The organism is Modestobacter italicus, from assembly GCF_000306785.1.
GTDB lineage: Bacteria > Actinomycetota > Actinomycetes > Mycobacteriales > Geodermatophilaceae > Modestobacter > Modestobacter italicus.
The window spans coordinates 941,981-958,168 of sequence record NC_017955.1 but is presented as its reverse complement, the minus strand read 5'-3'; the positions used below and the strand labels follow the sequence as shown (position 1 = coordinate 958,168).

Annotated in this window: 14 protein-coding genes and 1 tRNA gene; 2 read left to right on the top strand and 13 right to left on the bottom strand. The window is 74.0% G+C overall.

The features are described from left to right. The first annotated feature begins 80 nt into the window (after nucleotides 1-80). Nucleotides 81-911: a glycoside hydrolase family 16 protein gene (locus MODMU_RS04610; protein WP_051143925.1), complete on the top strand. Its 831-nt coding sequence runs from the start codon at nucleotides 81-83 to the stop codon at nucleotides 909-911. A 4-nt stretch (nucleotides 912-915) separates the two neighbouring features. Here MODMU_RS04610 and pth read toward each other — a convergent pair whose 3' ends face one another. The 13 genes from pth to MODMU_RS04545 form a co-directional block, all read right to left on the bottom strand. After that, nucleotides 916-1,473, bottom strand: coding sequence for an aminoacyl-tRNA hydrolase (gene pth / locus MODMU_RS04605; RefSeq protein ID WP_041794955.1), 558 nt, complete (start codon nucleotides 1,471-1,473; stop codon nucleotides 916-918). A 104-nt stretch (nucleotides 1,474-1,577) separates the two neighbouring features. Next, nucleotides 1,578-2,270 (bottom strand): 50S ribosomal protein L25/general stress protein Ctc, encoded by a 693-nt coding sequence (locus tag MODMU_RS04600; protein WP_014739010.1) that lies wholly within the window; start codon nucleotides 2,268-2,270, stop codon nucleotides 1,578-1,580. Nucleotides 2,271-2,695: 425 nt separating this feature from the next. Beyond that, nucleotides 2,696-3,676, bottom strand: a complete 981-nt coding sequence (locus MODMU_RS04595; RefSeq protein WP_014739009.1) for a ribose-phosphate diphosphokinase — start codon at nucleotides 3,674-3,676, stop codon at nucleotides 2,696-2,698. Continuing rightward, a complete protein-coding gene (glmU, locus tag MODMU_RS04590) occupies nucleotides 3,673-5,223 on the bottom strand; it encodes a bifunctional UDP-N-acetylglucosamine diphosphorylase/glucosamine-1-phosphate N-acetyltransferase GlmU (protein ID WP_014739008.1) in 1,551 nt (516 codons plus the stop codon). Before glmU ends, MODMU_RS04595 begins: the two co-directional genes overlap by 4 nt. 70 nt (nucleotides 5,224-5,293) lie before the next feature. Next, a tRNA-Gln gene (locus MODMU_RS04585) sits at nucleotides 5,294-5,369 on the bottom strand. A gap of 185 nt (nucleotides 5,370-5,554) precedes the next feature. Next, nucleotides 5,555-6,523 carry a 4-(cytidine 5'-diphospho)-2-C-methyl-D-erythritol kinase gene (locus MODMU_RS04580; protein ID WP_014739007.1) on the bottom strand — a complete coding sequence of 323 codons (969 nt, stop codon included), beginning with the start codon at nucleotides 6,521-6,523 and terminating at the stop codon, nucleotides 5,555-5,557. A gap of 32 nt (nucleotides 6,524-6,555) precedes the next feature. Further along, complete coding sequence (rsmA, locus tag MODMU_RS04575) at nucleotides 6,556-7,470, bottom strand: 16S rRNA (adenine(1518)-N(6)/adenine(1519)-N(6))-dimethyltransferase RsmA (protein WP_014739006.1); 915 nt, start codon at nucleotides 7,468-7,470, stop codon at nucleotides 6,556-6,558. Further along, the gene (locus MODMU_RS04570) at nucleotides 7,440-8,543 is read right to left on the bottom strand and encodes a resuscitation-promoting factor (protein WP_014739005.1); all 1,104 of its coding nucleotides are present in this window, start codon (nucleotides 8,541-8,543) and stop codon (nucleotides 7,440-7,442) included. Before MODMU_RS04570 ends, rsmA begins: the two co-directional genes overlap by 31 nt. Nucleotides 8,544-8,901: 358 nt before the next feature. Continuing rightward, on the bottom strand, nucleotides 8,902-9,735 hold the full coding sequence (locus tag MODMU_RS04565; protein ID WP_166503397.1) for a hypothetical protein: 834 nt from the start codon (nucleotides 9,733-9,735) through the stop codon (nucleotides 8,902-8,904). A gap of 68 nt (nucleotides 9,736-9,803) precedes the next feature. Continuing rightward, the gene (locus tag MODMU_RS04560) at nucleotides 9,804-10,670 is read right to left on the bottom strand and encodes a TatD family hydrolase (RefSeq protein ID WP_014739003.1); all 867 of its coding nucleotides are present in this window, start codon (nucleotides 10,668-10,670) and stop codon (nucleotides 9,804-9,806) included. Further along, entirely contained in the window at nucleotides 10,667-12,487 is a 1,821-nt protein-coding gene (metG, locus tag MODMU_RS04555) for a methionine--tRNA ligase (protein WP_014739002.1), read from the bottom strand. The genes MODMU_RS04560 and metG overlap by 4 nt, the downstream gene beginning before the upstream one ends. A 49-nt stretch (nucleotides 12,488-12,536) precedes the next feature. Beyond that, the gene (locus MODMU_RS04550) at nucleotides 12,537-13,187 is read right to left on the bottom strand and encodes a hypothetical protein (RefSeq protein WP_014739001.1); all 651 of its coding nucleotides are present in this window, start codon (nucleotides 13,185-13,187) and stop codon (nucleotides 12,537-12,539) included. A 107-nt stretch (nucleotides 13,188-13,294) separates the two neighbouring features. After that, nucleotides 13,295-14,803 carry an amino acid permease gene (locus MODMU_RS04545; RefSeq protein ID WP_014739000.1) on the bottom strand — a complete coding sequence of 503 codons (1,509 nt, stop codon included), beginning with the start codon at nucleotides 14,801-14,803 and terminating at the stop codon, nucleotides 13,295-13,297. A 158-nt stretch (nucleotides 14,804-14,961) separates the two neighbouring features. Between MODMU_RS04545 and corA the strand changes: the two genes are divergently transcribed. After that, nucleotides 14,962-16,062 carry a magnesium/cobalt transporter CorA gene (gene corA, locus MODMU_RS04540; protein ID WP_014738999.1) on the top strand — a complete coding sequence of 367 codons (1,101 nt, stop codon included), beginning with the start codon at nucleotides 14,962-14,964 and terminating at the stop codon, nucleotides 16,060-16,062. Nucleotides 16,063-16,188 lie beyond the last annotated feature (126 nt).

Genomic DNA, 16,188 nt, shown 5'->3' with positions numbered 1-16,188 from the left:
GCGAAAGAGAACACCACCGGGGGAACGGCCCCGGCAGTTCGAGACCGGCCGGTGCACGTCGCTGGCTCCCCTGGGCCCTGGTGCCCGTGCTGGTGGTCGTGGTCTCGCTGACCACGGCGGGTCAGCGGACCCAGGCGGCGTCGCCGTCGCCGGCCTCACCCGCGGCGACCAGCAGCCCCGTACCGCCGGTGCCCGCACCGGCGACGCCAGCCCCGGCGCCGGTCCCCGCTCCGCTGGGCGCCGAGTGGACGCCGCTGATCGACCAGGGCTTCGACACCCCCGCCGCGCTCGGCGAGTTCGCCGACCGCTACCCCGGCTGGGCCGACTACGACGGCTGGAACGACACGACCGGGCCGGGTCTCTACGACAGCAGCCGCGTGGTCACGGTCGCCGACGGGGTGCTGACGGAGAACCTGCACACCGAGGACGGCGAGGCGCTCGTCGTCTCCATCACGCCGGTGCCGCACGTGCAGACCTACGGGCGCTACGAGGTCCGCTTCCGTGCCGACGTGGTGCCGGGGTACCACTTCTCCTGGCTGCTCTGGCCGGCCGACAACGACTGGACCGACGGCGAGATCGACTTCCCCGAGACGGGACTGGACCCCGGCGACTGGATCATGGGGTTCTCCCACCAGATCGGCCCGACGCCGGCGGTCAACCAGTGGGCGCAGCGCTTCGACGGGTCGCCGCAGAACTGGCACACCGCGGTCATCGAGTGGCGCCCGGACTCGCTGACCTTCGTCCTCGACGGCCAGAGCAGGACGACGACCGACCCGCTGGCCATCCCCTCGGTGCCGATGTACTGGTCGATGCAGACCGAGGCCGAGGAGCCGGACGCCTCGACCGCCGGCCGGGTCCAGATCGACTACGTCAAGGCCTGGGCCTACACCCCAGAGGCCGCGGGAGGCTGACCGGTCAGCTCCTGGGGTGCACCTGGTTCTGGGCGGTCTCCAGGCCCCGCTCGAGCAGCAGCTCGGTGGCGTCGGCGGCCTCGCCGACCAGCAGCTCGAGGGTCTTGCGCTCGGTGGCGGAGAAGTCCTTGAGCACGAAGTCGGCGGGGTCCTGCCGGCCGGGGGGCCGGCCGATGCCGACCCGCACCCGCAGGTAGTCCTTGGTCCCGGTCGAGCGGGAGATCGAGCGCAGGCCGTTGTGCCCGCCCTCTCCCCCGCCGCGCTTGAGCCGGACCGTCTCGAACGGGAGGTCCAGCTCGTCGTGCACCACGACCAGGTCGGTGGCCGGCAGGTGGTGGTAGTCCAGCAGCCCGCGCACCGGGCCGCCCGACTCGTTCATGTAGGTGAGCGGCTGCGCCAGCACGACGCGGCGACCGGCGAGCCTGCCCTCCGCCGACAGCGCCCGGGCGCGGGGCCCCTTGCCGGTGGACAGCTTGGCGCCGGCGCGGGCGGCGAGCTCGGCCAGCACCATCGCGCCGACGTTGTGCCGGTTGCCGGCGTAGCCCGGTCCGGGGTTGCCCAGGCCGACGACGAGGAACGGCCCCTCGGAGACCGGTTCAGGAGACGCCGCAGGGGCGCCGGCAGTGCCGGCGCCCCTGCGGGCCGTGCTCTCGCTCAGCGGTCCGCTCAGGACTCGTCGGAGTCGGCGGCCTCGATGGACTCGCCGCCGCCCTGGTCGGAGGGCTCGCCCACGACGTCGCCGTCGGCGTCGGACTCGTCGCGCTCGATGCCGGCCTCGGCCTCGGCCTCGGCGAGCTCCTCCTCGAGCTGCGCAGCGGTCGGCGCGCCGAGGAAGCCGATGACCAGCGCCTCGGGGTCGGTGAGCAGGGTGGCGCCGGCCGGCAGCGGCAGCTCGCCGGCGGTGATGCCGTTGCCCGCGGTGCGGCCGGTGATGTCGACCTCGATCGACTCGGGCAGGTTGGTGGCGTCGGCCTCGAGCGAGACGGTGTTCAGCTGGTGGTTGCTGATCGTGTCCGGCGCGGGGTCACCGACGATGATCACCGGGACGTCGACGGTGGTCAGCTCGCCGCGGCGGACGACCAGCAGGTCGACGTGCTCGTGGACGCGGGTCAGCGGGTCGCGCTGCACGGCCTTGGTCAGCGCCAGCTGCTCCTTGCCGTCCAGGACGACGGTCAGCAGCACGTTGGTGCCACCGTTGCGCAGCGCGGCGGCGAACTCGCGGGCCGGCAGGGACAGGTGGACGACGTCCTGGCCGTGCCCGTACATGACGGCGGGGACGCGCCCGGCCCGGCGGGTCCGGCGGGCGCTGCCCTTGCCGAACTCGGTGCGGGGCTCGGCGACGAGGCGGAAGTCAGCCACGGTGGTGTGCTCCTCAACAGGGTGGATCGGGTCTGTGCGGCCGGCGCACGAGCGCGGCACACCCTGGAGGGCAGACGCACGTCGATCACGGAGCGCGGACGAACCGCCTCCCTCGCCGGGCAGCACAAGAGAGGTTACACGACACCCCCACCGCGCTTTCGCGCGACAAAGCACCGCGCTTTCGCGCCAGAAAGCGCGGTGCTTCAGCGCGCGAGAGCACGGCAGGACCATGAGGGACCCGGGCCGCCGCCCCGGAGGGGCGTCTGCGGGACCGGGCGCGGGGCCGGAGGCTCCCGCCCGGGACCGCAGCCCGGGCCGGCGGCGCCGTCACGGGGCCCGGAGGGTCCCTGACGACGCCGCACCAACGGCTCAACGCAGCTGGGGAACGGCTCCTGGCCGCGGTGGAAGCCCGAAGGGCGACAGTCCTACGAAGCCCCGTCGAACAAGCTCGTCACCGAGCCGTCCTCGAACACTGCCTTGATGGCCCGGGCGAGCAGCGGGGCGATCGACAGCACGGTCAGCTTGTCGAACTGGCGGGCCGGCTCGATCGGCAGCGTGTTGGTGACGAGCACCTCGCTGACCCGGCTGTTCTTGAGCCGGTCGATCGCCGGGCCGGAGAGCACGCCGTGGGTGGCGGCGATGATCACGTCGGCGGCGCCGGCGGCGAAGAGGGTGTCGGCGGCTTTCACGATGGTGCCGCCGGTGTCGATCATGTCGTCGACCAGGATGCAGACCCGGCCCTCGACCTCACCGACGACGCGGTTGGCGACGACCTCGTTGGGGCGGGTGACGTCCCGCGTCTTGTGGATGAAAGCCAGCGGCGTGCCGCCGAGCTTGTCGCTCCACCGCTCGGAGACCCGGACGCGGCCGGAGTCCGGCGAGACGACGGTGAGGTCGCGGTCGCCCCACTTCTTCTTGACGTCCTCGATGAGCAGGTCCATCGCGAAGAGGTGGTCGACCGGGCCGTCGAAGAAGCCCTGGATCTGCGCGGTGTGCAGGTCGACGGCCATCAGCCGGTCGGCGCCCGCGGTCTTGAACATGTCGGCGACGAGCCGGGCGGAGATCGGCTCCCGGCCGCGGTGCTTCTTGTCCTGCCGGGCGTAGGGGAAGAACGGTGCGACGACGGTGATCCGCTTGGCCGAGGCGCGCTTGAGCGCGTCGACCATGATCAGCTGCTCCATGAGCCAGGTGTTGATCGGTGCGGTGTGGCTCTGCACGACGAAGGCGTCGCAGCCGCGCACCGACTCCTCGAACCGCACGAAGAGCTCACCGTTGGCGAACTCGTAGGAGGCGGTCGGGGTCGGGGTCACCCCCAGGTGACCGGCGATCTCCGTGGTCAGCTCGGGGTAGGCCCGCCCCGAGAAGAGCATCAGGCTCTTGTTGGTGGTCTGCCGGATCGCGCTCATCGCCGTCCCTGGTGGTCGTCGTCCCCCGCGGTGGCCGCGTGGCGGCCACCCTCGGACTGTGCAGGTCGAGTGTCCGCTGCGTCGTCGGCCGGTGCACCACCGGCCGCCGCGGCGGCCTCTGCCGAGGGCGTCCCCGGACGCCGTCGGCTCACCCAGCCTGCCACATTGCGCTGGTGCGCCCGGGCGACGGCCATCGCGCCGGGCGGCACGTCCTCGGTGATCACCGACCCGGCGGCGGTGTACGCGCCGTCGCCCACGGTGAGCGGAGCCACGAGCATCGTGTCCGAGCCGATCCGCACGTGGTCGCCGATCTCGGTGCGGTGCTTGGCGACGCCGTCGTAGTTGACGAACACCGTCGCCGCGCCCACGTTCGACCCCCGCCCGATGGTGGCGTCCCCGACGTAGGACAGGTGCGGCACCTTGGAGCCCTCACCGACCTGGACGTTCTTGGTCTCGACGAAGGCGCCCACCTTCGCGGCGCGGGCCAGCTCGGTGCCCGGGCGCAGGTAGCTGAACGGGCCGACGCTGGCGGCGGGGCCGACCACCGACAGGGTGACGTGCGAGCGGACGACCGAGGCGCCCTCGCCGACCTCGGTGTCCAGCAGCGTGGTGTCCGGCCCGACCACCGCGCCGGCGCCGACGGTCGTGGCGCCGAGCAGCTGGGTGCCCGGCTGCAGCACGGCCTCGGCCGCGACGTCGGCGGTGACGTCGACCCAGGTGGTCATCGGGTCGACGACCACCACGCCGGCGCGCATCAGCCGGTCGAGCACCCGGTCGTTGAGCGTGCGGCGCCGGTCGGCGAGCTCGCGCTGGTCGTTGCAGCCCAGCGTGTCGGCGGCGTCGTCCGCGCGGTGGCCGCCCACCGGGCGCCCGTCGGAGACAAGCAGCCCGAGGACGTCGGTCAGGTAGATCTCGCCCTGGTCGTTCGCGGCGCCGACCCGGCTGAGCGCCTCCCGCACGGCGGCGGCGTCCCCGACGTAGACGCCGGCGTTGACCTCGGCGATGGCGCGGGTGGCGGGGTCGGCGTCCCGCTCCTCGACGATGGCCCGCACGCCGCCGTCGCCGTCCCGGACGATCCTGCCCAGCCCGGTCGGGTCGGCGACCTCGGCGGTGAGCACGGTGAGTGCCGCGCCGGCGTCCCGGTGGGCCTGCACCAGCGTGCTGAGCGTCTCGGCGCGCAGCAGCGGGGCGTCGCCGTTGACGATGAGCACCGCGCCGGAGACCTCGCCGAGGGCGTCGAGCGCGACCGCCGCGGCGTGCCCGGAGCCGAGCTGCTGCTCCTGGACGACGGCGGCGGCCTCCGGCGCGACGTCCGCCAGGTGCTCGGTCACCATCTCCCGGCCGGAGCCGACGACGACGACGGTGCGGGCGGCGCCCAGCGGGGCGGCCGCGGCCAGCACGTGCCCGAGCATCGACCGGCCACCGAGCCGGTGCAGCACCTTGGGGGTGGCCGAGCGCATCCGGGTGCCCTGGCCGGCGGCGAGGACGACGACGGCGCCGACGTCGCCGCCGGGGCCGGCGGTGGGCGGGGTCTGGGGCAGGCTCACGGTTCTCCTCGCGGTGGCGGGTGGTGCGGACGCGGCGGGGCACCGGCCACGGCGGGCCGGCGGCGCGGACTGGCTGGGGGACTCGGACTCGAACCGAGACTTCCCGGCTCCAAAGGCCGGCGGGCTGCCGATTACCCCATCCCCCATCGCCGGGCGGGCCGCACGGAGCGGTCGCGCACCGGCGGTGCGACGGCGCGGGACGCCGGTGGACCACCGGTGCCCCGCCCGTGAGCCTAGGGCCGGGTCCCGGTCCGGGCACCCAGCACTCCGGTCGCGGGCGGGCCGGCCGCCCCTCGCGCCCCGTGGGTCACGGCCGGCGCCGGTCCGGGGTTCAGCCGACGAGCCGGGCCCCGTGCACCGGCCCGTGCACCGCACGGACCGTCCGGAAGACGCCGGCGCCGGCGAGCTCGGCGGCCAGCCGCACGGCGGTGTCCTCGTCGTCGGCCAGCCCGGCCACGGTCGGCCCCGACCCGCTGACCAGCGCGGCGCGCGCACCGGCGTCCGAGGTGGCCCGCAGCGCCCGGCGCAGCTCCGGGCGCAGCCGGATCGCCGGGGGCTGCAGGTCGTTGCTGAGCGCGGCCGCCAGCGCCTGCGTCGGTCCGCTGCGCAGCGCGGCGATGACCGGCTCGGTCGAGGCCAGCTCCGCACCGTCGGGCAGCGTCCCGGCCGCCCGCATCTCGTCGAGCTCGGCGTAGACGGCCGGGGTCGACAACCCGTCCCCGGCGATGCCCAGCACCCAGTCCCACCGCCGGCGGGCCAGCACCGGGGACAACCGCTCGCCGCGGTGGGTGCCCAGGGCGACCCCGCCGAGCAGGCTGAACGGCACGTCGCTGCCCAGCTGCGCGGCGAGCGTGGCGAGGTCGCCGCGGGTGGCCCGGGTGCCCCAGAGGGCGTCCAGGGCGACCAGCGCCGCGGCGGCGTCCGCGCTGCCCCCGGCCAGCCCGGCGGCGGCCGGGATCGTCTTGTCGATCTCCAGGTCCGCGTCGGCCGAGATGCCCGCGTGCCGGGCCAGCAGCTCCGCGGCCTGCCAGACCAGGTTCCGCCGGTCCAGCGGCACGCTCGACGGGCCGCGGCCGTCGCCGGCACCCTCACCGCGGACGGTGAGCGAGAGCCCCTCGGCGCGCCGCACGGTGACCGTGTCGAACAGCGAGACGGCGAGGTACACCGTCTGCAGCTCGTGGTAGCCGTCCGGGCGCAGCTTCCCGACGCCCAGGTGCACGTTGACCTTCGCCGGTGCCCGCGCGGCGACGGCGCCGTTGCCGGCCAGCCTGCCGGGTCCACCGGACGTCGCGTTCCTCACCGGGCCACCCTGCCTGCCGGTCGACGCACGCGCTACCGCCCCCCGTCGGGCACGGGGGCGGTGGCGGCCAGCCGGGCGAAGTCGGTCACCGAGAGCTGCTCGCCCCGGGTGGTGGGGTCGATGCCGGCCGCGCGCAGCCGGACCTCGGCCGCCGCGGGGCTCCCCGCCCAGCGCGCCAGCGCCGCGCGCAGCCCCTTGCGCCGGGTGGCGAAGGCGGCGTCGACGGCGGCGAAGGTGGCGGCCCGGTCCCCGGGCGGCGACGGCCGCCGGGTGAGCGCGACCAGCCCGGAGTCGACGTTGGGCACCGGCCAGAACACCGGCCGGGGGACGTTGCCGGCCCGGCGCACGTCGGCGTACCAGGCCGCCTTCACGCTCGGCACGCCGTAGGACGGCGTCCCCGGCCCGGCGGCGAGCCGGTCGGCCACCTCCGCCTGCACCAGCACCAGCGCGCTGCGCAGCGAGGGCAGCAGCTCCAGCAGGTGCAGCAGCACCGGGACGGCGATGTTGTACGGCAGGTTCGCCACCAGCGCGGTGGGCGGCGGTCCGGGCAGCTCGGTGACCCGCAGCGCGTCCGCGGTCACCACGGTCAGCCGGTCGGCGTACCGGGGCAGCCGGTCGGCGACCGTCCGCGGCAGCTGCTCGGCCAGCATCGGGTCGATCTCCACGGCGGTGACGTGCGCGCAGGCCGGCAGCAGACCGAGGGTCAGCGAGCCCAGCCCCGGGCCGACCTCGCAGACGACGTCGTCCGGGCCGAGGTCGGCGGTGCGCACGATCCGCCGGATGGTGTTGGCGTCGTGCAGGAAGTTCTGGCCGAGGGTCTTGGTCGGTCGCAGCTCGAGCTGCTGGGCCAGGTCGCGGATCGCGGCCGGGCCCAGCAGGCCGTCGCCGTGCTCGGGGTCGGTGCTCAGTTCGTCGCTCAGTCGAAGAGGTGGCTGCCGCAGCCCCACTGGCCGGCACCACTGCGCGCGTAGAGCATCTGCGCACGCATCGTCTGCTCGGCCACGGAGGCGGCGGCCGGGTCACCGGTGCCACCCACGCCGGCCCAGGTGGCCCGGGAGAACTGGTACATGCCGCGGTAGGTGCCGCTGGCGCTGACCGCGTTCGGCCGGCCGCCGGACTCGCACTGGGCCAGCGCGGCCCAGTTCAGGCCGTCGGCCGAGACCACCGCGGTGCTGGCGGCGGCGACCGGCTGCTCCTTGGTGCCCACGCTGACCAGCTCGTCGACCGGCGGCGTGGTGACGGCGACGCCGACCTGCTCGCGGCCGGTCTGGACGCCGTCGGTGCGGGTGACCCGCCAGGTGACGGTCTGCTCGCCCTCGACGCCCTCCTGGGTGACCGTGCGGTCGCCCTCGTAGGCCTCGGGGTCGTCGGTCTCGACGGTGGCGTAGTCCACCGGCTGCACCTCGGTGACGTCCTCGACCTGCACCCGGGTCACCCGCAGCACCATCGCGTCCAGCAGCGGCTGGGCCGGGTAGAGCGAGGTGCGGTCGGTCGGCGAGAGGGTGATGCCCTGCTCGGCCAGCAGCTCGCCGGCGGTCTGCGCGGTGGTGGTGACCACCTGCTGCCGGCCGTCGGCGACGAGGGTGACGTCCTTGGCGGTGGCGATCGAGAGGTCCATGCCGTCCAGCGGGAGGCGCTCGCTGCGGCTGGCCGACAGGACCAGGTTCTCCGCGCGGTAGCCGAGCTCGTCGAGCGCGCCGTCGACCGACAGCGCGGTCGTGTAGACCTGGCTGCGCACGCCGTCGACGGTCAGCGACAGCGGCCGCGCACGGTTGAGCACGATGGTGTCGCCGTCGTCGACGGCGGCGTCCTGGGCGGGCAGGACGACGTCGTGCGACGCGAGCTCCAGCCCCTCGTCGGCCAGCACCTCACCCGCCGTGTCGGCGTAGGTGGTGACCTCGCGCGCCTGGCCGTCGACGGTGATCGTCACCGTCTTCTGGGCGAGGAACCAGGCGGCAGAACCGCCCACCAGGCCCAGCAGGACCAGGGCGAGGAGACTGAGCTTCACGGATCGGCGCACAACACATCCACGGGTCACTGGACCCGGGCAGGGGAACGCGGGCAGCAGCCAGCGGGACCCCACCCGAGGTGGCGCCCGGCATCGCACGGCCCGACGGTGGTCCGGGTCCGGGAGTTCTCCGGACCGGCGGACCGGTCGCCCAGGTGTTCCCCACCCCGGCTGGTCGGTCACGACACGATAACGAACGCCTTCGGAAGACAACGGTGCCTGATCAAGAAACCACCATGTCGACCAGTCGCTCTGGAGGCGCGCCGACACGCACCGTGAGGCACACGCCGTGCTGGACGCTCAGACCACCGGGTGACCACGTGGGGAAGCCCACACGATGATCTTGGGACGAGCTGGGTACCGGGCCACCTCAGGCCAGCGCGTGCGAGGTCTGCTGCACCGGGCGCAGCCAGGTGACCAGGAAGCCGGCGACCACCAACCCGGCCAGGATCGCGGTGAAGCCGCCGGCGACCAGGGCGACCGGGAGCAGCCCGGCCCCGTCGCCGGCGATGCGGTCGTCGAGGTCGATCGCCGCGCGCAGCAGCAGCGCGCCGAGCGGCAGGACCGACAGCACCGTCGCCGCGGCGACCACCAGGTGAGCGGTCCAGGTGCGCAGCGCCTCGTCGATCGGCACGTCGGCCCCCTCGGCGGGCAGCGGGCGCGCCAGCACCCGCAGCAGCGCGGCCTCGGCGAGCAGCCACCCGGCCAGCGGCACCGCCAGGGCGATCACGGTCGGTGCGGTGCCCAGGTCGTCGGCCAGCCACAGCGCCGCGAGGACGTCGCCCGCGACGGTGCCGCGCATGGTCCACAGCAGCCCCGGCGAGATCTGCTCCCCGCGGCGGGGTCGGCGGGGCGGGTCGCTGAGCGCCCAGCGGGCCCGCGGGCGGGTCGCCTCGGCCAGCAGCACGCCGGCGAGCAGGCCGACGGCCAGGGCGGGCACCCACAGGAAGACCGACGCCTCGGCGAAGAGGACGACCGACAGCACCACCAGGGCCACGCCGAGGGCGAACCCGAGCTTGCGGACCCGGCGGCCGTGGGCGGCCTGCCGGGCCAGCTGGGCCGTCGCCGGGGGCGTGGTCGGCACGAACTCCACGGCGGCCGACGCGACCGCCCGGCGACCGGAGGCCAGCGACCAGGCCCGGGCCAGCAGTCCGGCCGGCGCGAGCAGGGCGATGAAGAGCACGACGGCGATGAGGCGGCCCACGCGCCCAGTGTGCCCCGGATCCCCGGCGAGGCGGTACCGCCCGCGGCCCCCGTCGCGGGGACCGCTGGTCACCAGCTGCCGAAGACCCGTTCGGCGGTGGCGGAGAGGGTGGCGCAGAGCTGCTCGAGGTCGGTGCCGGTGACCTCCGCCAGGGCGCGCACCGTCAGCGGCACGAGCCGGGCGGCGTTCGGCCGCCCGCGGTGCGGCATCGGCGTGAGGAACGGCGCGTCGGTCTCGGTGAGCAGCTGGTCCAGCGGCGTGCTGGCCGCGGCCTCCCGCAGGTAGCCGGCGTTCGCGAAGGTCAGCGTGCCGGCGAACGACAGCACGTACCCCCGGTCGATGCACTGCCGGGCGAAGCCGGCGTCGCCGGAGAAGCAGTGGAAGACGACGTGCTCCGGCGGCCCCTCCTCCTCCAGCACCCGGAGGATCTCCTGGTGCGCGTCCCGGTCGTGGATCTGCAGCGCCAGCCCGTGCCGCTTGGCGATGTCGATGTGCGCCCGGAACGACGCCTCCTGCGCCGCCCAGCCGTCCTCGCCGGTGCGGTACCGGTCCAGGCCGGTCTCCCCCACCGCCCGCACCCGCGGCAGCGCCGCGAGCCGGTCGATCTCGGCCAGCGCCGTCTCGCTCGCCGCACCCGCCCCGGCGTCGTTCGGGTGCAGCGCGACGGCGGCGAGCACCTCCGGACGGCGCTCGGCCAGCGCGGCCGACCACTGCGACGAGGCGACGTCCACCCCGGTCTGCACCAGCCGCGGGACGCCGACCGCCACCGCGGCGTCGATGGCCGCGTCGACGTCGGCGTCCTCCGGCCGGCGGTCCTCCCCGCCGACGGCGAAGTCGAAGTGGGTGTGGCTGTCGACCGCCGGCGCCGGCAGCGGCTCCGGGGACGGGACCGGATCGCCCCGCCGGTTGGCGCGCGCGGCGGTCGACCGGCTCACGCCTCGCCGTCCGTGCTGCTCTTCCCACCGGCCTCGAGCCGGGCCAGCTCCTCCTCGACGATCGAGGGGTCGAGCTTGGTGAAGACCGGCGTGGGCGCGGCGAGCGGGGTGCCCGGCGGGGCCAGCGGCGTGGACGCCCAGACCGCCTGCGCCTCGCCGTAGGACCCGGTGATGATCGGGTACGGCGACCCGTCGTCGAGGTCGGTGACCTCGTCGATGCGCGGGGCCACCGACCAGGTCCCGGTCCCGCCGAGCAGCTCGTGCACCTGCTGCGAGGAGTGCGGGAGGAACGGCGTGAGCAGCGTGTTGCAGTCCTTGATCGCCTGCAGCGCGGTGTGCAGCACGGTGTCCCGGCGGGCCGGGTCCTCCTTGAGCTTCCACGGCGCCTGGTCGGAGAGGTACTTGTTCGCCTCGCCCACGATCCGCATCGCCTCGGTGGCGGCGGCCTTCTGCCGGTTGCGGGCCAGCAGGTCGCCGACGGCGGAGAACGCCCCCGACGTGGTGGCCAGCAGCGCGCGGTCGGCGTCGGTCAGCTCCCCCGGGGTCGGGACGGCGCCGATGTTCTTGGCCGCCATCGACACCGAGCGGTTGACCAGGTTGCCCCAGCCGGCGACCAGCTCGTCGTTGTTGCGGCGCAGGAACTCCGCCCAGGTGAAGTCGGTGTCCTGGTTCTCCGGGCCGGCGACGGCGATGAAGTAGCGCAGCGCGTCGGCGTCGTAGCGGGCGAGGAAGTCGCGCACGTAGATGACGACGTTGCGCGAGGAGGAGAACTTGCGCCCCTCCATGGTCAGGAACTCGCTCGACACCACCTCGGTGGGCAGGTTGAGCCGGCCGTAGGACCCCGGCGTCCCGCCCTTGTCGCCCTCGCCGTTGTAGCCCAGCAGCTGCGCGGGCCAGATCTCGGCGTGGAAGACGATGTTGTCCTTGCCCATGAAGTAGTAGGCGGCCGAGTCCGGCGTCTGCCACCACTGCCGCCACGCCTCGGGGTCACCGGAGCGGCGGGCCCACTCGATGGACGCCGACAGGTAGCCGACCACCGCGTCGAACCAGACGTAGATCCGCTTGTCGTCGCGGTCCCGCCAGCCGTCCAGCGGCACCGGAACGCCCCAGTCGATGTCCCGGGTGTAGCTGCGCGGCTTGAGGTCCTCGAGCAGGTTGACGCTGAAGTTCAGGACGTTGGAGCGCCAGTTGGTGCGGGTGGCCAGCCAGTCGCCCAGGGCCCGGGCGAAGGCCGGCAGGTCGAGGAAGTAGTGCTCGCTCTCCACGAACTTCGGCGTCTCGCCGTTGATCCGGCTGACCGGGTTGATCAGGTCGGTCGGGTCGAGCTGGTTGCCGCAGTTGTCGCACTGGTCGCCGCGGGCGCCGTCGTAGCCGCAGATCGGGCAGGTGCCCTCGATGTAGCGGTCGGGCAGCGTGCGCCCGGTCGACGGGCTGATCGCGCCGAGCGTGGTCTGCGGGAAGACGTAGCCGTTCTTCAGCAGCCCGAGGAAGATCTCCTGGCTCACCGAGCGGTGGTTGACCGTCGTCGTCCGGGTGAACAGGTCGTAGCTCAGCCCGAGGCTCTGCAGGTCCTGCACGATGACCCGGTTGTTCCGGTCGGCGATCTCCCGCGGGGTCACGCCCTCGGCGTCGGCGGCGACGGTGATCGGCGTCCCGTGCTCGTCGGTGCCGCTCACCATCAGCACCTTGTCGCCGGCCATCCGGTGGTACCGGCTGAAGACGTCGGAGGGGACGCCGAAACCCGAGACGTGCCCGATGTGCCGCGGGCCGTTGGCGTAGGGCCAGGCGACGGCGGTGAGGATGTGCCGATCTGTCACGGCCTGAGGGTAGTGACCGCCGTCCAGCGGCTTCCGGCGGTTCCCCGGGTCAGGTGCCGTCGACGACGGCGGCGGTGCTCGGCGGTGCCACGGGAGCGGCCGGGCCGCCGAGCACGGCGACGCCGGTCAGGGCGAGCCCGATGCAGGCCACGGTGACCCCGCGCAGCACGCGGCGCTCCCCGTCCACGGCCGGACGGGGGGTCCGCGGCCGGCCACCCGCGGCCACCCACGCCGCGGACGACGGGGCCGTGGCCAGCAGCAGCTTCGCGGTGGGCACGCCGAGGGTGAGCAGCGCCAGGGCCGGCACGGGCAGCGCCCGCAGCGGGCCGAGCGCGAGCACCCAGACGCCGTCCGCGCCGAGCACGCCGGCGACGGCGAGCACGAGCAGCAGCACGATCTCGCCGCAGGCGACCGCGACGAGCAGCTGGCGGCCCGCGCCGTCGACCAGGCTGGCCCCGCCGCCGGCGCACAGCACGACCCAGCCGGCGAGCAGCACCAGCGTGACGGCGACGAGCAGGCCGTCCGGCCGCACGCCGGTGCCGAAGACGCCGTCCAGGCTGGTCAGACCGAGCGCGAGCAGGCCGAGGGACTGGAGCACCGCGAGCGCTGCCGCGGCCGCGACCGGGGCCGGCAGCCGGCGCGGCGACCGGGTCGCGGGGGCGACCAGTGTGGTGCGGGCGTCGACGAGGGCGCTCGGCACGGGGACCTCCTGACCGGGGACGGGTGTCCCTGATCAGGTCGGGTGCCGCGCCGTCCCCCCGGAGGACGGGCGGGCCGGGCCTCACCCCGGGGGGTGAGGCCCCGCCGTCACCGCTCCCCGCCGGCCTGCTGGCCGGCCGCCTGGCGCTCGGCCGCGCCCCTGACGGAGAACCGGGAGTTCCGGCGGCCGTAGGCGTAGTAGACGACGACGCCGAGCACCATCCAGACAGCGAACCGGGCCCAGGTCTCACCGGGGAGGTTGAGCATCAGGTAGATGCAGGCCAGCGCGGAGACGATCGGGAGCACGGGCACCAGCGGCACGCGGAAGGAGCGCGGCAGCTCGGGGCGGGTCCGCCGCAGCACGATGACGCCGATCGAGACCAGCACGAAGGCGAACAGCGTGCCGATGTTGACCAGCTCGGCCAGCACGCCGAGCGGGATGAACCCGGCCAGCAGCGCGACGAACGCCCCGGTGATCAGCGTGATCTTGTACGGCGTCCCGTGCTTGGGGTGCACGGCGCCGAGGGCCGGCGGCAGCAGGTGGTCCCGGCTCATCGCGAACAGCACCCGGGACTGGCCCATCATCAGGATCATCACGACGGAGGTCAGCCCGGCGAGCGCGCCGACGGAGATGGCCCCGGACAGGAACGGCAGCCCGACGCTGCGGAAGGCGTCGGCCAGCGGCGCCTCGGTCGACAGGTCGGTGTACTTCTGCATGCCCACCACGACCAGCGAGACGGCGACGTAGAGCAGCGTGCAGATCGCCAGCGAGCCGAGGATGCCGCGGGGCAGGTCGCGCTTGGGCTCCTTGGTCTCCTCGGCGGCGGTGGCCACGATGTCGAAGCCGATGAAGGCGAAGAAGACGATGGCGGAGCCGGCGAGGATGCCGCCCACCCCGAAGGTGCTGGGGGCGAAGCCGAACAGCGTCTGGATCAGCGGTGCGCTCCAGCCGCTGCCGGTCTCGGTGGGCTCGGCCGGCGGGATGAAGGGCGTGTAGTTGGCGGCCTTCACGTAGAAGAGGCCGACCACGATCACCAGCAGCACGATCGCGAGCTTGATGGCCACGATCACCGAGGTGACCCGGGAGGAGAACTTGATCCCGAGGACGAGCACCGAGGTCATGATCGCGACGATCACGATGGCCGGGATGTTGACCGTCGCCTCCTCGCCCGCGATCGACGTGGGCAGCGGGATGCCGAGGTCACCGAGCAGCTGGTTGAGGTAGCCCGACCAGCCGACCGCGACCGTCGCGGCGCCGAGCGCGAGCTCGAGCACGAGGTCCCACCCGATGATCCAGGCGATCAGCTCGCCGAGCGTGGCGTAGGAGAACGTGTAGGCCGAGCCGGCGACCGGCACGGTCGAGGCGAACTCGGCGTAGCAGAGGGCGGCGAGCCCGCAGACGATGCCGGCGACCACGAACGAGAGCGCCACGGCCGGGCCTGCGGTGGTCTTCGCCACCTCGCCGGTGAGCACGAAGATGCCGGTGCCGATGATCACGCCCACGCCGAAGACCGTGAGGTCCAGGGCGGAGAGGTTCTTCTTGAGCTGGTGGTCAGGCTCCTCGGTGTCGCGGATCGACTCCTCGACGCTCTTGACCCGGGCCTTGTTGGTGGCCACTGGAACCCCTCTCGAGCGGCCCGCGCTCTGGTGCGCCGGCCGACTGGTGATCATCGGTTCGGGGAGCGTCCCACGGGTGCGCACATCTCGCATGCCTACCCTCAGCAGGTCACGCGCCGGGTCGACCGAGCAGGCGCACGAGCAACCAGGAGACCCCGGTGACCAGCACCGACAGCTCGTCCGGGACGCGGTCGCGCCTGCCCCAGGTGCGGCGCACACCTCCCCCGGCCGGTGCCCCGAGCCTGCCGCCGGCCGCCCGGTCGGGCACCGACTTCGTCGTCGACTGCGCCGTCTACGTCGACGGCCGGCGCCTCGCGCCGGTCCCCCACGACGAGGCCCTGCGGCTGGCGGTCGAGCAGGACGGCTTCGTGTGGCTGGGGCTGCACGAGCCCACCGAGGCCGAGCTCGCCGGGATCGCCGCGGTGTACGGGCTGCACCCGCTGGCGGTCGAGGACGCCGTCGAGGCGCACCAGCGCCCCAAGCTGGACAGCTACGACGACAGCCTGTTCATGGTGCTGAAGACCGCTCGGTACGTGGAGCACGGCGCGCTCACCGCGACCAGCGAGGTGGTGAACACCGGGGAGGTGATGGTCTTCCTCGGCAGCCATTACGTGATCACCGTCCGGCACGGCGACCACGGCGGCCTGAAGGACCTGCGCAACAGCCTGGAGGGGCAGACCGACCTGCTGCGGCTGGGGCCGGCGGCGGTGCTCTACGCCGTCAGCGACCTGGTGGTCGACCACTTCGTCGAGGTGGCCGAGGCGGTGGAGGACGACGTCGAGGAGCTCGAGACGTCGGTGTTCAGCACGGACCGCACCGACGACACCCCGCGGATCTACCAGCTGAAGCGGGAGCTGATGCAGCTGCGCCGGGCGGTCCAGCCGCTGGAGATCCCGCTGTCCACCCTGGCCGAGCGGCCCAACGACCTGGTGCCGGACGCGATGCGCTCGTACTTCCGCGACGTCCAGGACCACGCCCTGCGGGTGCGCGACCAGGTCGCCGGCCTCGACGAGCTGCTGTCCAACATCCTGCAGGCGGCGCTGGCCCGGATCTCGGTGTCGCAGAACGACGACATGCGCCGGATCTCCTCCTACGCCGGCCTGATCGCCGCGCCCACCCTGATCGCCGGCATCTACGGGATGAACTTCGAGCACATGCCGGAGCTCAGCTGGCGCTTCGGCTACCCCCTGGCGCTGCTCCTGATGGCCGGCCTCTGCTACCTCCTCTACCGCGGCTTCAAGCGCAGCGGCTGGCTCTAGCCCCGCCGCCGTCCCAGGCATAGGTACCTATACGTGCATCTGAGGCGCTGACGTGCACGTATAGGTACCTATGCCTTGGCCAGGGGACGACGGTCGGCGCCGGCTCGGTCATCCACAGGACGGCGT

Bases quoted from the DNA above. Each gene is read 5' to 3' on its own strand.
- MODMU_RS04595 (WP_014739009.1), bottom strand. From the start codon at position 3,676: ATGAGCGCGATCCGGCAGACCACCAACAAGAGCCTGATGCTCTTCTCG.